Origin of the sequence: Microbulbifer sp. YPW16 (assembly GCF_021290385.1) — a bacterium.
GTDB classification, from domain to species: Bacteria; Pseudomonadota; Gammaproteobacteria; order Pseudomonadales; family Cellvibrionaceae; genus Microbulbifer; species Microbulbifer zhoushanensis.
On record NZ_CP089928.1, the window covers coordinates 2,823,205 to 2,838,071 of the forward strand.

10 protein-coding genes are annotated in these 14,867 nt (G+C 63.5%); 5 read left to right on the plus strand and 5 right to left on the minus strand.

The window, feature by feature from the left end:
- The first annotated feature begins 75 nt into the window (after positions 1–75).
- From gltB to LVE68_RS12175, 4 genes are all read left to right on the plus strand, one after another.
- Positions 76–4,539, plus strand: coding sequence for a glutamate synthase large subunit (gltB, locus tag LVE68_RS12160; protein ID WP_232940673.1), 4,464 nt, complete (start codon positions 76–78; stop codon positions 4,537–4,539).
- A gap of 15 nt (positions 4,540–4,554) precedes the next feature.
- On the plus strand, positions 4,555–5,973 hold the full coding sequence (locus tag LVE68_RS12165; protein ID WP_232940674.1) for an FAD-dependent oxidoreductase: 1,419 nt from the start codon (positions 4,555–4,557) through the stop codon (positions 5,971–5,973).
- A 125-nt stretch (positions 5,974–6,098) separates the two neighbouring features.
- Positions 6,099–7,178 (plus strand): uroporphyrinogen decarboxylase, encoded by a 1,080-nt coding sequence (gene hemE, locus LVE68_RS12170; RefSeq protein ID WP_232940675.1) that lies wholly within the window; start codon positions 6,099–6,101, stop codon positions 7,176–7,178.
- Between the two features lie 190 nt (positions 7,179–7,368).
- Entirely contained in the window at positions 7,369–8,742 is a 1,374-nt protein-coding gene (locus tag LVE68_RS12175) for an HD-GYP domain-containing protein (RefSeq protein WP_232940676.1), read from the plus strand.
- Between the two features lie 18 nt (positions 8,743–8,760).
- Here LVE68_RS12175 and LVE68_RS12180 read toward each other — a convergent pair whose 3' ends face one another.
- The 4 genes from LVE68_RS12180 to rsgA all read right to left on the minus strand — a co-directional run bounded on the left by LVE68_RS12180 (position 8,761) and on the right by rsgA (position 12,868).
- Positions 8,761–9,984: an MFS transporter gene (locus LVE68_RS12180; RefSeq protein ID WP_232940677.1), complete on the minus strand. Its 1,224-nt coding sequence runs from the start codon at positions 9,982–9,984 to the stop codon at positions 8,761–8,763.
- A gap of 60 nt (positions 9,985–10,044) precedes the next feature.
- Positions 10,045–10,896, minus strand: coding sequence for an archaetidylserine decarboxylase (gene asd, locus LVE68_RS12185; RefSeq protein ID WP_232940678.1), 852 nt, complete (start codon positions 10,894–10,896; stop codon positions 10,045–10,047).
- A gap of 66 nt (positions 10,897–10,962) precedes the next feature.
- Positions 10,963–11,769 (minus strand): sulfurtransferase, encoded by an 807-nt coding sequence (locus tag LVE68_RS12190; protein ID WP_232940679.1) that lies wholly within the window; start codon positions 11,767–11,769, stop codon positions 10,963–10,965.
- A gap of 67 nt (positions 11,770–11,836) precedes the next feature.
- A complete protein-coding gene (gene rsgA / locus LVE68_RS12195; RefSeq protein WP_232940680.1) occupies positions 11,837–12,868 on the minus strand; it encodes a small ribosomal subunit biogenesis GTPase RsgA in 1,032 nt (343 codons plus the stop codon).
- A 136-nt stretch (positions 12,869–13,004) separates the two neighbouring features.
- Between rsgA and orn the strand changes: the two genes are divergently transcribed.
- Positions 13,005–13,544, plus strand: a complete 540-nt coding sequence (gene orn / locus LVE68_RS12200) for an oligoribonuclease (RefSeq protein ID WP_232940681.1) — start codon at positions 13,005–13,007, stop codon at positions 13,542–13,544.
- A gap of 167 nt (positions 13,545–13,711) precedes the next feature.
- On the opposite strand, the gene queG is transcribed toward orn, so the two are convergent.
- Positions 13,712–14,830: a tRNA epoxyqueuosine(34) reductase QueG gene (gene queG, locus LVE68_RS12205; protein WP_232940682.1), complete on the minus strand. Its 1,119-nt coding sequence runs from the start codon at positions 14,828–14,830 to the stop codon at positions 13,712–13,714.
- Positions 14,831–14,867: the final 37 nt, after the last annotated feature.

Genomic DNA, 14,867 nt, shown 5'->3' on the forward strand with positions numbered 1-14,867 from the left:
CGCCAAATAAGAAAAAAGCCCCGCACGAGGGCTTTTTTTGTCTGGGCCCGGCCAAAAGATAATGCGAGGAGATCTATGGGTAACGGTCTTTACAGGTTGGACGAGTTCAAGGACAACTGCGGCTTCGGCCTGATCGCCCATTTGAAGGGCGTAGCCAGCCACAAGCTGCTGGAAACTGCGATCGAGTCCCTGACCTGCATGACGCATCGCGGCGGTATCGCCGCCGATGGCAAGACCGGCGACGGGTGCGGCCTGCTGATTCAGAAACCCGACGCCTTCCTGCGTGCAGAGGCGCGCAGTGCCTGTGGCGCAGAACTGACCGATAGTTACGCTGTCGGCGCGATCATGTTGCCCCTGGATGAGGCGACTGCCAGCACCGCCCGGGATATCCTCGATGGCGAAATGGAGGCCCAGGGGTTCCGTGTGGCCGGCTGGCGAGAGGTGCCGACCAACCCCGAGTGCCTGGGGCCCATTGCCCTGGAATCCCAGCCCCGTTTCGAACACCTGCTGATCAACGATGCGGAAAAGCCGATGGGCGAGGCACGCTTCAATGCCCGCCTGTTTGTTGCCCGCCGCCGCGCAGAGCAGAAGCTGGCCGAACAGGGCCTGGATGAGGTCTATATCGCCAGCCTGTCGGCCCAGGTTGTGTCCTACAAGGGCCTGATGATTCCCGCCGACCTGCCACGTTTTTTCCCCGAGCTGGCTGACCCGCGCCTGGAAACTGCGATCTGCGTGTTCCACCAGCGCTTCTCCACCAACACCATGCCCCGCTGGCCACTGGCGCAGCCGTTCCGCCTGCTGGCGCACAACGGCGAGATCAACACCATTACCGGCAACCGCAACTGGTCTGTGGCCCGCACACCGAAGTTCGCCAGCGAGCTGCTGCCGGAACTGGCGGAACTGGCACCACTGGTGAATCGCGAGGGGTCCGACTCCTCCAGTCTCGACAATATGCTGGAAATGCTGACCATCGGCGGCATGGAACTGCACCATGCGGTGCGCATGCTGGTGCCGCCGGCATGGCAGAACGTGGAGGGGATGGATTCCGACCTGCGCGCCTTTTACGAGTACGTCTCCATGCACATGGAGCCCTGGGATGGCCCCGCTGGCCTGGTAATGACTGATGGGCGTTACGCTGTCTGCACCCTGGACCGCAACGGCCTGCGCCCGTCGCGCTGGGTGATTACCAAAGACGATTTCATCACCGTGGCTTCGGAAATCGGCACCTACGACTACGACCCGAAGGATGTGGTCGCGAAGGGCCGCCTGGGCCCGGGCCAGATGCTGTCGGTGGATACCCGCGAGGGGAAGCTGCAGCACACTGCCGACATCGACAACATGCTCAAGCAGCGCCAGCCCTACAAGCGCTGGCTGAAGGACAAGGCGCGCCGTATCCGCTCCACCCTGGTGACTGCACCGGTGGACAACAATTTTTCCTACGAACAGTTCAAGGTTTACCAGAAGCTGTTCAGCTCCTCGCTGGAGGAGCGTGACTCTGTCGTGCGCCCGATGGCCGAAGCCGGCCAGGAGGCAGTGGGTTCCATGGGGGACGACACGCCCATGGCGGTGCTGTCGCGCTACAACCGCTCGATTTACGACTATTTCCGCCAGCAGTTTGCCCAGGTGACCAACCCGCCGATCGATCCGCTGCGGGAAACCATCGTCATGTCCCTGGAAACCTGCCTGGGACGGGAAAAGTCGGTGTTTGAGGAAACGCCGGAGCACGCCAATCGCGTGATCCTCTCGTCGCCGGTACTTTCGCACATGAAGTACACCGCGCTGCTGGACGTCAACCGGGTGGGCTTTGAATCGCGGATCTTCGACCTGAATTACGATCCGTCCAAGCTCGACCTGAAATCAGCCGTGGAGCAGCTCTGCGCCGACGTGGAAAAGGCGGTTCGTGATGACGGCATCGTGCTGGTGGTCCTGTCGGATCGCGAAATAGCCGACGGCAAGCTGCCAATCGACGCGCTGCTGGCCACCGGTGCCATACACCACCACCTGGTGCATGCCGGCTTGCGCTGTGATTCCAATATCGTGGTGGATACCGCCAGCGCCCGCGATGCGCACCAGCTCGCCTGCCTGGTGGGCGTGGGCGCGACCGCGGTGCACCCGTACTTCTCCTACAGCATCATCAATCACCTGATTGAGACCGGGGAGCTGCTGCTGGATGCCGCCGAGGCCCAGAAGAACTACCGCAATGGCATCATCAAGGGGATGCTGAAGATCCTGTCCAAGATGGGCATCTCCACCGTGGCCTCGTATCGCGGCGCGCTGCTGTTCGAGCTGGTGGGCCTGGACCGCGAGGTGGTGGACCTGTGTTTCCCGGGCGCTGCCAGCCGTATCCAGGGGGCGGGCTTCGCTGACCTGCAGGCGGATATGGCCGCGCGCGCGAAGATCGCGTGGAAGTCCCGCAAGCCGGTTTCCCCGGGCGGGCTGCACAAGTTTGTCTACGGCCAGGAATACCATGCGTTCAACCCGGATGTGGTCATGTCGCTACAGCAGGCAGTGCGCACCGGCGACTACTCCGCCTGGCGCGACTACGCCGAGCTGGTGAACAAGCGCCCGGTGGCCACACTGCGCGACCTGCTGGCCTTCCGCGACGACCTGCAGCCGGTACCCCTGGAAGAGGTGGAGCCGGCGGAGAGTATCCTGCGCCGTTTCGACAGCGCCGCCATGTCCCTGGGGGCACTCTCCCCAGAGGCCCACGAGTCGCTGGCGCAGGCGATGAACCGTCTCGGCGGCCGCTCCAACAGCGGCGAGGGCGGTGAGGACCCGGCGCGCTTCGGCACCGACAAGGTATCCAAGATCAAGCAGATCGCCTCCGGCCGCTTCGGTGTCACCCCCCATTACCTGGTCAATGCCGAAGTCTTGCAGATCAAGGTGGCCCAGGGCGCCAAGCCCGGTGAGGGCGGCCAGTTGCCAGGCGGCAAGGTCAATGACCTGATCGCGCGCCTGCGCTACTCCGTGCCCGGGGTGACCCTGATTTCCCCGCCGCCGCACCACGACATTTATTCCATTGAGGACCTGGCGCAGCTCATCTATGACCTCAAGCAGGTCAACCCGGATGCGCTGGTTTCGGTCAAGCTGGTATCGCGGCCGGGTGTCGGCACCATTGCCGCGGGCGTGGCCAAGGCCTATGCGGACCTGATCACCATTTCCGGTTATGACGGTGGCACTGCCGCCAGCCCGATTACCTCGATCCGCTACGCCGGTTCCCCGTGGGAGCTGGGCCTGGCGGAAACCCACCAGACCCTGCGGGCCAATGACCTGCGCGGCAATGTGCGGGTGCAGACCGATGGCGGGCTCAAGTCCGGCCTGGATGTGGTCAAGGCGGCAATGCTCGGTGCCGAGAGTTTCGGTTTCGGCACTGCGCCGATGGTGGCGCTGGGATGTAAGTACCTGCGTATCTGCCACCTGAACAACTGCGCCACCGGTGTTGCCACCCAGAACCAGCAGCTGCGGGATGAGCACTATATCGGCACCGTCGAAATGGCGATGAACTTCTTCAAGTTTGTTGCCGAGGAGACGCGCGAGTGGATGGCGCGCCTGGGTGTGCGCACTATGGATGAGCTGGTGGGCCGCGTGGACCTGCTGCAGGCCCTGGATGGGGATACGGACAAGCAGAAAAAGCTGGACCTGTCGCCACTGCTGCATACCGACGAGTTGCTGGCCAGCAAGCCGCAGACCTGCCAGGTATCGCAGAACGATCCCTGGGACAAGGGCGAGCTGGCGGAGCAAATGGTTGCCGAAATCCTGCCGGCGATCGACAAGCTTGCCGGCGGCGAGTTCAGCTATCGCGTGACCAACTGCGATCGTTCCATTGGTGCGCGCCTGTCCGGTGAGATCGCGAAGCGCCACGGCAACCAGGGCATGGTGGACGCACCGGTGAAACTGCGCCTGGAGGGTGTTGCCGGCCAGTCGTTCGGCGTATGGAATGCCGGTGGCCTGGAGATGTACCTGGACGGTGACGCCAACGACTATGTGGGCAAGGGAATGGCCGGTGGCAAGCTGGTCATCCGTCCACCGGCGGGCAGCAGCTTCGAGTCACAGAAAACCAGTATCGTCGGCAACACCTGTCTTTACGGCGCGACCGGCGGCAAGCTGTTCGCCGCCGGCCGTGCGGGCGAGCGATTTGCCGTGCGCAATTCCGGTGCCTTTGCGGTGGTGGAGGGTGCCGGTGACCACTGCTGTGAATATATGACCGGCGGTATGGTGGCGGTGCTGGGCAAGACCGGGGTCAACTTCGGTGCCGGGATGACCGGCGGCTTTGCCTACGTGCTGGACCTGGAACGCGACTTCTTCGACAAGTGTAACCACGAGCTGATCGAGCTGCGCCGGATCAGCAGTGAGACCCTCGAGCCCAACCAGAGCCACCTGCGCGAGGTGATCGAGGAGTATGTTAACGAGACCGGCAGTGAATGGGGCGCGGAGTTACTGGATAACTTCGACGATTATCTCCACCGCTTCTGGCTGGTGAAACCCAAGGCCGCGAGCCTCGCCGGCTTGCTGGCGGATGTGCGCAAGCGTGGCGAATAAAGGGGTGATGAAAATATGAAAGATCGATTGAGCAATGATTTCCAGTTTATCGATGTGGATCGCACCGATCCGCCGAAAAAAGACATCATCACCCGCACCAATGAGTTTGTGGAAATTTACCAGCCGTACAGTGAGCGCCAGGTCGCCAACCAGGCGCACCGCTGCCTGGATTGCGGTAATCCCTACTGCGAGACCGGCTGCCCGGTACACAATTTTATTCCCAACTGGCTGCGTCTGATCTCCGACGGCAACATCATGGAAGCGGCCGAGCTGAGCCACCAGACCAATACCCTGCCGGAGGTGTGTGGCCGGGTATGCCCCCAGGATCGCCTGTGCGAGGGTGCCTGTACCCTGAATGATGGTTTCGGTGCAGTTACCATCGGCAATGCGGAGAAGTACATTACCGATACCGCCTTTGCCCTGGGCTGGCGGCCGGACCTGAGCCATGTGGTCAAGACCGACAAGCGCGTTGCCGTGATCGGCGCCGGCCCGGCGGGTCTGGGCTGTGCCGACGTGCTGGTGCGCAATGGCGTGCAGCCCGTGGTGTTCGACAAGTACCCGGAAATCGGCGGCCTGCTCACCTTCGGCATCCCCGAGTTCAAGCTGGAGAAGTCGGTGATGCAGCGCCGGCGCGAGATCTTTACCGAGATGGGCATCGAGTTTTGCCTCAATACCGAGATCGGCAAGGACATCAGCTTTGAGCAGTTGCTGAATGACTACGATGCAGTGTTCATGGGTATGGGCACCTACACCTACATGAAAGGCGGTTTCCCCGGCGAGGACCTGCCCGGTGTGCATGACGCACTGCCGTTCCTGGTGGCCAATGTAAACCGCAACATGGGCTGGGAGAAGAACCCGGAAGAGTTTATCTCTGTTGAGGGAAAGCGCGTCGTGGTACTGGGCGGTGGTGATACCGCCATGGACTGTAACCGCACTTCCATCCGCCAGCGGGCGCGCAGCGTTACCTGTGCTTACCGCCGGGATGAAGAGAATATGCCCGGCTCCCGCCGGGAGGTGGCCAATGCCAAGGAAGAGGGCGTACGCTTCCTGTTCAATCGCCAGCCGGTCGAGATCGTTGGCGATGGCAAGGTGGAAGGCGTCAAGGTGGTGACCACCGAGCTGGGTGAGCCGGATGAAAACGGCCGCCGCCGCCCGCAGGTGGTGCCCGGCTCGGAGGAGATCATCCCTGCGGACACGGTGCTGGTGGCCTTCGGTTTCCGTCCCAGCCCGGCGGACTGGTTCGGCGAGCACAAGATCGACACCGCTGACTGGGGCGGTGTGGTGGCGCCGGAGGAGCAGGAGTTCAAGTTCCAGACCTCCAATGAAAAGGTCTTTGCGGGTGGTGACATGGTGCGCGGCTCCGACCTGGTGGTGACCGCCATCTGGGAGGGGCGCCAGGCTGCCGAGGGCATCCTCGACTACCTCGACGTCTGATCCCTGCCATCCGGTCCCCGGTCGCCGTACTCCTGGCGGCCGGGGGCGCAATTGCCTCCCACTGTCCTAGACCTGCTGTCCTCTGTACAATGGCCGCCCATTTTTCGACCGCGGCCAAAGCACCCATGTCCGACAGCAGCTATCCCGAACTGAAAAACGACCGTTTCCTCCGTGCCCTGCAGCGCCAGCCGGTGGATCGCACCCCCGTATGGATGATGCGCCAGGCCGGTCGCTACCTGCCGGAGTACCGGGCTGCGAGGGCCCAGGCGGGCAGTTTCATGGACCTGTGCCGCAATACCGAACTGGCCTGCGAGGTGACCCTGCAACCGCTGGAGCGCTACCCGCTGGACGCCGCCATCCTGTTCTCCGATATCCTCACCATCCCCGATGCCATGGGGCTGGGGCTCTATTTCGAAGAGGGCGAGGGGCCCAAGTTCCGCAAGCCGGTCCGCACGCGGGCCGAAATCGAGTCGCTGGAGGTGGTGAACAGCGCCCGTGACCTGGACTATGTCATGAATGCCGTGACCACTATCCGTCGCGAGCTGAACGGCCGGGTGCCGTTGATCGGTTTTTCCGGCAGTCCCTGGACCCTGGCAACCTATATGGTGGAAGGCGGTTCCAGTCGCGATTTCGCACGCTGCAAGGAGATGCTTTACTCCCAGCCCGAGCTGATGCACCACCTGCTGGGGGTGCTGGCCGACTCTGTTACTGATTACCTCAATGCCCAGATCCGCGCCGGCGCCCAGGCTGTGCAGATTTTTGACACCTGGGGGGGTGCCCTGAGTCACGGTGCCTATCGGGAGTTCTCCCTCCAGTATATGGCGCGCATCCTGCAGGGACTGATCAAGGAGGCGGACGGGCGCCCCGTGCCGGCGATCCTGTTCACCAAGGGCGGTGGCCAGTGGCTCGAGGCCATGGCTGATACCGGCGCCACTGGCCTGGGCCTGGACTGGACCACGGATATCAGCGCCGCGCGCCAGCGGGTAGGGGATCGTGTGGCCCTGCAAGGGAACCTGGATCCGGCTGTACTGTATGCCTCACCGGAGAAAATCCGCACCGAGGTGGCGGCGGTGCTGGAGTCATTTGGTCACGGTTCCGGGCATATCTTTAACCTGGGGCACGGCATTACACCGAAAGTCGATCCGGAACATGCACGGGCCATGATCGAGGCGGTCTGCGAGCTGTCCCCCCTGTACCACCAGTAAAGTTTCCGTTGGGGCGGAAGGAAGTTTCCTGTTCTGGCAGGAAACTGGCGGTTTCTGTCACTGTAACTATCGAGATCGTGCACCAGAGTGGAATCTCGTGCTATAAAGACGAACTGGTACAGGCGCGGGTGAGCACTGCGTCACTTAAATAATGTGAAATAAATAAAATTTGACGGAAACCCTCACGAGCGTGGCGATCCAGCAGGTCAAGGTTTATACGGAGCAGCTACAGCGCGGCATGTTTGTATCCCGGCTCGACCGGCCGTGGACGCATACACCCTTTGCGCTGCAGGGCTTCTACATCCGTGACCTGGAGGAAGTTCGCCAGCTGCAGAAATACTGCCGCTACGTCTATGTCGATATCACCAAGACGGTGGGCGATGTAGGCGCCAGTTTGCGACGGTTGTCACGCCTGAATGCGGGCGGTGACAGGGAGCCCGTGGCCGCTTCATCCCGCAACCGGGCAAAAGTACCTGCCCTCATACCCTGCCGGCCCGTGCAGGTTTCCCACCAGGCCTATCCGCCGCCGGTCGCCGCACGCAAGGCCGCACCCAGGGCACGAAGACTACTCCGGCAACTCGAGGCATGCCTGCACGAGGTGATGGTGCAGGTCAGTAGCCAGGGGCCGCTGCCCATCCCCCAGGTAACTGCCGTGGTGGAAGAGCTGGTGGACAATGTGCTCCGCAGCCCCGACGCCGCAGCCTGGCTTGCCCGGGTGCGGGAAAAAGACGAATACACCTACAAGCACTCGATGCGGTCCGGCATCTGGGCGGTCATCTTCGGTCGCCATATTGGCCTGGGGCGTCACGAACTGGTGCAGCTGGGACTCGCCTGCCTGCTGAAGGATGTCGGCAAGCTGCAGCTGGACGACAGGGTGCTGCGGGCGGGGCGGAGAAATGCCAAGGTTGAGCGGGAGTATCGCCGCTTTGTCGATTACAGCGTCAAATTGCTGTCCACAGAGCCCCGCCTGGATCCGCAGGTGGTGAATATTGTCCATTGCCACTGTGAACGCCATGACGGCAGTGGTTTCCCGAGGGGCCTGCGGGGAGACAAGATCCCGGTACTGGCACGCATGTGCGGCATCGTCACGTTTTACGATGAGGCCACCAATCCCCGCAGTGAGGCTTTCCCGGTGGCACCATCCCGGGCGGTCGCCCAGCTCTACGACCTGCGGGGGATCGGCTTCCAGGAACAGCTGGTGGTGGAGTTTATCCAGGCAATAGGCCTGTACCCCACCGGCACTGAGGTCGAGCTGTCCACCGGCGAGGTGGCGGTAGTGGTGGAGCAGACATACCATCATCGCCTTCGCCCGCGGGTAATGGTGGTGCTGGACCGGGACGGGCAGGCGCTGCCCAAGCCCCGGTTACTGGACCTGGCCGTGGATGACGATCGCAAGCAGCGCCTGATAGAGCGCGGCAAGCTGGGTCCCAACGACAAGATCACCATCGTCCAGGATCTCGAGCCGAGCCGTTACCCCGGTGTGGATGTTGCCGCGATAAGGGATCACTACCTGCTCAAGGATGGCGGCATCGCGGCCGTATTTACCCGCCTGTTCTCCCGCTAGATTCCTGTTGCCCGGGCCTTACTTGTTGCCGGCGGTATTCGGCTGTCGGGGGATGGGCCCGGCCAGCATCGCTAGCAGTATTGACCCGGCCACCATGCCTCCCAGTGAACCCGCCAGCGTGGCCACGCTGATTCCCAGATCCAGCAAAATCCCCACCACTAACGGCGACACAGCGGTCGACAGGATCATCACACCCTGCGACACCGATCGAATTGCGCCCAGGTGGCGGGTGCCGTAACGCTCCGGCCACAGGGCGCCGGCGGCAGTGCCGGTGCCCGCCTGGGTGATGCCGAACAGGGTCAGGTAGGCGAGTGGTGCCCAGGGAGCCTCGAACAGGGCCAGTAACAGCAGTCCCGCCACCATGGGCACTAGGGCCAGCGGCAGGCTGCGCTGCGCACCGAACCTATCCACCAGGCTGCCGGCCAGGAAGAGCATCAGCAGGTGGCCCGCCGCATAACCGCTGAAAGCGGTCCCCAGTAATGTGAGGGACCAGCCCCGGGCCTCGCCGATTGCGGCCTGGTGGAAAAGAACGGCGGTTACGACTACCGGGGTCATCAGGATCGCCGGCAGCAGCAGGTAGAAGCCCGGGTCCCGCAATACCTGGGCCCGGCTGAAACCCTCCCCGGCGTCCTCGTTCCCGTCCCCTCCGGCCTGGCTGTGCTGGCCGGCGCGGGCGAGCCACAGCAGGGTGGGCAGTGCCAGGCCCAGCAGCAACAGTGCTGATGCGATCCAGGCGCTGCGCCAGCCGAATGCCTCGATCAGCCAGGCACCGCCGGTGGGCAGCAAGGCCTCGGCGAGTGGAAAGCCCAGTGCGGCCACTGCGATCACCTTGCCCCGGTTGCTGCTGAAATAGCGCCCCGCGGTGGTCATACCCAGGTGGGTCATAAAGCCCTGGCCGGCAAAGCGCAGCAGGAAGAACCCGGGCAGCAGCATCAGGGCGTGATTGGCAAACGCCATCACCAGGCAGGCTGCCGCCAGTAGTACAACGATCAGGGCCGTGATGCGACGCAGCGGCCAGCGGTCCACCAGGCTGCCGCAGGCCAGCAGGGCCAGGGCCGAAACCAGGGTGGCGGCACTGTAGCTGGCGCCGTACCAGGCGTTACTGAGGGCGAATTCCTCGCGCAGTGCACCGCCGAAGATCGAGATAAAAAAAGTCTGCCCGAACCCGGAGGCGGCCACGGCGAGCAGCGCGAAAAATACCAGGTGGGCGCGTTCGCGCATGAATGCGGGAAGCTGTGGCATTGCAGTCAATTCATCCGTGGGAGGGAGCGGCCCCGCGCCGGGGCCGCTATGGTGTGTGGATCAGGCAATATCGCCGAAGTGCCGGCCCATGCGGACCTCGGTTTCCGCCGTCAGGGATTCGAGCCAGTTCACCCGCTCGGCGCCGAACAGCATGATCACGGTGGAGCCCAGTTTGAAACGTCCCATTTCCTCGCCTTTCTCCAGCTCTACCGGTTTGCTGTCGCGATAGTTGATGGTCTGCACCCGGCGCTTCAGCGGGGCCACCAGGCCGGCCCAGACGGTCTCGATGCTGGCGACGATCATGGCCCCCACCAGGATCATTGCCATGGGCCCGGCCGCCGTGTCGAAAACACAGACCACACGCTCATTACGGGCAAACAGTCGCGGTACGTGCTCGGCAGTCACGTCGTTCACGGAAAACAGCTGCCCGGGGACGTAAGTCATGCTGCGCAGGGTGCCGTCCACCGGCATATGCACACGGTGGTAGTCCCTGGGGGAGAGATACACCGTGGCGAAGTGGCCACCGGTAAACTGGGCCGCCAACTGGGCATCCCCGCCCACCAGCTCCATCAGGCTGTAGTCGTGGCCCTTGGCCTGGAAAACGCGGCCGTTCTGGATTTCACCGAGCTGGCTGATGGTGCCGTCGGCCGGGCAGGCAATGGAGTTCTCCCCCTCGACCACCGGCCGTGCACCGTTTTTCAGTGCCCGGGTGAAGAAATCATTGAAGGATGCGTAGGCGGTGTAGTCCGGCTCTGCAGCCTCGCTCATGTCGACGCCGTATTTCTCCACGAACCAGCGGGTAAACGGGTCCTTGATCGCCTTGATGCGGGTCTCCGCCAGCCAGCCGGCGGCGCGGGACAGGGCGTGTTGCGGGGTAAGGTACTGCAGTGTGGTAAAGACTTTTGGATGCATATCAAATGCCTGCTGGCCAGGCTCCTAACTGGTAAAACTTGGAATATATCGATGCCGGGTGAGTGCCTAGGTTTCCACCGGGGTGTCCGGCAGGTTGCCCCACTCGCTCCAGGATCCTGGGTAAGCGCGGATATCCAGGCCCAGGGACCTGCCCACCAGCCAGGTAAACCCGGAGCGGTGGTGGCTCTGGCAGTGGGTTACGATTTTTTTACTGTCGTCGATGCCCAGCGCCGCCAGGAATTCCCGCGCATCCGCGCGGATGCGCAGGTTACGACCGGGATCCATCAGCTGGGTCCACTCGCAGTTGATGGCGCCGGGAATATGGCCACCGCGCATCGCCACCACTTTCTCGCCGCTGTATTCCTGCGGTGAGCGCGCATCCCAGACACAGAAGCTGGGGGAGTCGAGCTGCTGGCGGATCTCGTCAGTATCCATTAGCGGTGCCGGGTCGATTGCCAGGGAGATCTCGCTGGGGGTAATTTCGGGCTCGTCGGTCGTCAATGGCAGGCCTGCAGCGCGCCAGGCGTGCATGCCGCCGTTGAGATAGCTGTACTGCCGGTGCCCGATAACCTCCAGGGTCCAGAGGAAGCGACCGGCCCAGCCGCCACCCTCGTCATCAAAGGCCACCACGTGGAGGTCCGGGCGCAGGCCGATGGCGCGGAACACCTGGGTCAGGCGCTCGACAGTGGGCAGTTTGCCCGGTGCCGGTGGAGTTCCCGCCAGCAGGGCCTGGAAGGGCAGGTGCAGGGCGCCGGGAATATGGCCGCTGGCATAATTCTGGGGGGAGCTCAGGTCTACCAGCAGCAGGTCCTCGTTCCCGAGCCGGGCGGCGAGCTGCTCCGGTTCGACGATCAGTGGCAGTGATGCGGACAAGGTGCGTCTCCTTTCATTCGATTCCCGCTGATCCCGCTCTCCGCTGGCGCAACCGGCGGATCGGCGATCATTCCTCCTGCAGGCTGTTGCGCAGGTGGATAAAGCTGTTCATGCGTCGTTCGCTGATTTCGCCCCGGGCCAGGGCCTCGTTGATGGCGCAGCCCGGTTCGCCCTGGTGGCGACAGTCCCGGAAACGACAGTGACCAATAAATGGCCGGAACTCGACGAAGCCCTCGAGCAGGTCCGCCTCGCTCATATGCCACAGGCCGAATTCGCGAATGCCGGGGGAGTCTATCAGATCACCGCCGGTGGGCAGGTGAAACAGTTCTGCCGCGGTGGTGGTATGGGTGCCTTTCTGGGTCGCCTGTGACAGCTCCCCGGTGCGCGCTCCGGCCTCCGGCAGCAGCGCATTGACCAGCGATGACTTGCCCACGCCGGACTGCCCCACGAATACACTGGTGCCCTGTGCCAGGGTTTCCAGCAGCCCTGGCAGCCCCTCCCCGGTTTTGGTGGACAGCCGCAATACCGGGTATCCCAGCCCGGGGTAGGGAGCCAGCAGGTCCTCGAGCGCGGCGCGGTTGCTGTCGTCGATCCGGTCGATCTTGTTGAGAACCAGCAGCGGGTGTATCCCGGTGGTTTCGGCGGCGACCAGGTAGCGATCGATGGCATTGGCGAAGGGCTCGGGATAGGGGGCGATGACGATCAGGATGCGATCGATGTTTGCGGCCACGGTCTTCAGGTCACCATAGCGATCCGGCCGCTGTAATTCCGACTGTCTTTCCAGGCGGGCGCCGACGACGCCAGTGCCACCGCTGCGCTCACCGAAGGCTGGCCGCCAGGCCACCCGGTCCCCGGTCACCAGGGTGTCGATATTGGCGCGCATATGGCAGCGCTGGCGCAGCTCGGGGTCGCTGCTGCTCTCCACCAGTACCTGGGTACCGTAGTTGGCGATCACCAGTCCGGTCTGTTCCGGCCCCAGGTCGCCTTCTTCGAGGACGTGTTCAGCACCTTCCGCGCGTTTGCGGGCACGCGCCTCGCGTTCCTGCTGGATTTTCTCAATGCGCCACTTCTGGCGCCGGTTCAGTTTGCGTTTGCTCATCTGCTCATCGTAATCGGTGCCGGTGGCGATTCGTCGCGGATTATAGCCTGACCGAAGCGCCCGGCGTTGTTTTCGCGGTTTAGTTTGCATCCGGGGGCAGTTGCGGTAACTTGCTGCCATGCAGAGGAGACCCGCAGTGGACCAGAACAACCTTATCTGGATCGACCTGGAAATGACCGGCCTCGATCCGGAAAAAGAGCGCATCATCGAAATTGCCACCATCGTTACCGACTCGCGGCTGACCATACTGGCCGAGGGGCCCACCATGGCCGTTCACCAGAGCGACGCCTTGCTGAATGCGATGGACGAGTGGAACACCGAGCAGCACGGTGGTTCCGGGCTGGTGAAGCGGGTGCGCGAATCCACTATATCCGAGCGCGAGGCCGAGCGGGAAACCATCGACTTCCTGCGCCAGTGGGTGCCGGAGGGGGCCTCCCCCATGTGCGGCAATTCCATCGGCCAGGACCGCCGCTTCCTGGTGCGCTATATGCCCATGCTGGAGAGCTATTTCCACTATCGCAACCTGGATGTGAGCTCAGTCAAGGAGCTGGCCCGGCGCTGGCGCCCGGATGTGCTGGAGGGGGTCAAGAAGGAAAGCAGCCACCTGGCGCTGGACGATATCCGCGACTCCATCAACGAGCTGCGCCATTACCGGGACAACTTCTTCCGGCTCTGATGCTCTGCGGGAGTGGTGGCACAAAAGGGCGGACACAAGGTGCGCCCCTACGTGCGTGACGGGCCCCGGAGAGGTGGGCGAGGACCGGTTTCAACGCTGGACCGTAGGGGCGGATCTTGTATACGCCCGGTTGCCGGCTGGCAGCGGTGACAAACGCAGGGTTTCTCCTATGGCTCCCGCCTGATTTTGCGTTTTCGACGTCGCCCGCTGCGCAGGCGCGCCAGCGCCCACTGGATATGTTCCGCAACCAGCGGCGTGGTGCTTGCAAGGCGCTGTTCCAGCGCCGCGATCACTTCCGGGCTTGCCTCGCCGTTGCCCAGGGCCACCGCCAGGTTGCGCTGCCAGCGCTCGTAGCCGATGCGGCGGATGGCTGAGCCGGCGGTGCGATCCAGGAACTCCTGTTCGGTCCAGCCAAACAGGGTCAGCAATTCGCCGTCGTCGAGGCCGTGGCGCGGGTGGAAATCCGCTTCCGCGGTGGGTTTGGCGAATTTATTCCAGGGGCAGATGATCTGGCAGTCGTCACAGCCGAACACCCGGTTCCCCATGGGCTCGCGGAATTCCTCGGGAATCGCGCCCTTGTTCTCGATGGTCAGGTAGGAAATGCAGCGCCGCGCATCCAGCTGGTAAGGGCCCACAAAGGCATCCGTCGGGCAGACCTTCAGGCAGGCGGTGCACTCGCCGCACTGGTTTGGCTGTTCACTGTGATCCACCGGCAGGGCCAGGTTGGTGTAGATTTCACCGAGGAAGAACCACGAGCCGGCGCCGCTGTTCAGTACCATGCAGTTCTTGCCGATCCAGCCCAGCCCGGCCTTTTCCGCCAGTGCCCGCTCCATCACCGGGGCGCTGTCGGTAAAGGCGCGGCCGCGGGCGTCCAGGCCGTGGTCCGCGCAGAATGCTTCGATCTGTGCCGCCAGCCTGGCCAGCCGCTTGCGGATCAGCTTGTGGTAATCGCGGCCGGTGGCATAGCGGGATACATAAGCCTTGCCCGGGTCCTTCAGTACCCGAACGGGTTGGGTGTCTGGTGGCAGGTAGTCCAGGCGCACGCTGATGGCGCGCAGGGTGCCGGGCTCCAGCAGGTCCGGCCGCCAGCGCTTGGCGCCGTGGGCCGCCATCCAGTCCATATCACCGTGGTGGCCGGCGTCGAGCCACTGCTGCAGGCGCTCACCGTGACTCTCCAGCTCGCAGTCGGTAATGCCTACCTGCTGGAAGCCCAGCTCCCGCGCCCAGGTCCTGATCCTGGCGGCCAGTTCAGAGAGCAGTTTGTCGGTGGCAGCGGTGTCGCTCATGGGGCTCCGTTGGGCCGCGCCTCAGGAGGCGGCGGGA

What these genes read in the sequence shown, in the direction of transcription:
- gltB (WP_232940673.1), top strand. Translation starts at nt 76, where the DNA reads ATGGGTAACGGTCTTTACAGGTTGGACGAGTTCAAGGACAACTGCGGC.
- LVE68_RS12165 (WP_232940674.1), top strand. Translation starts at nt 4,555, where the DNA reads ATGAAAGATCGATTGAGCAATGATTTCCAGTTTATCGATGTGGATCGC.
- hemE (WP_232940675.1), top strand. Translation starts at nt 6,099, where the DNA reads ATGTCCGACAGCAGCTATCCCGAACTGAAAAACGACCGTTTCCTCCGT.
- LVE68_RS12180 (WP_232940677.1), bottom strand. Translation starts at nt 9,984, where the DNA reads ATGCCACAGCTTCCCGCATTCATGCGCGAACGCGCCCACCTGGTATTT.
- asd (WP_232940678.1), bottom strand. Translation starts at nt 10,896, where the DNA reads ATGCATCCAAAAGTCTTTACCACACTGCAGTACCTTACCCCGCAACAC.
- rsgA (WP_232940680.1), bottom strand. Translation starts at nt 12,868, where the DNA reads ATGAGCAAACGCAAACTGAACCGGCGCCAGAAGTGGCGCATTGAGAAA.
- queG (WP_232940682.1), bottom strand. Translation starts at nt 14,830, where the DNA reads ATGAGCGACACCGCTGCCACCGACAAACTGCTCTCTGAACTGGCCGCC.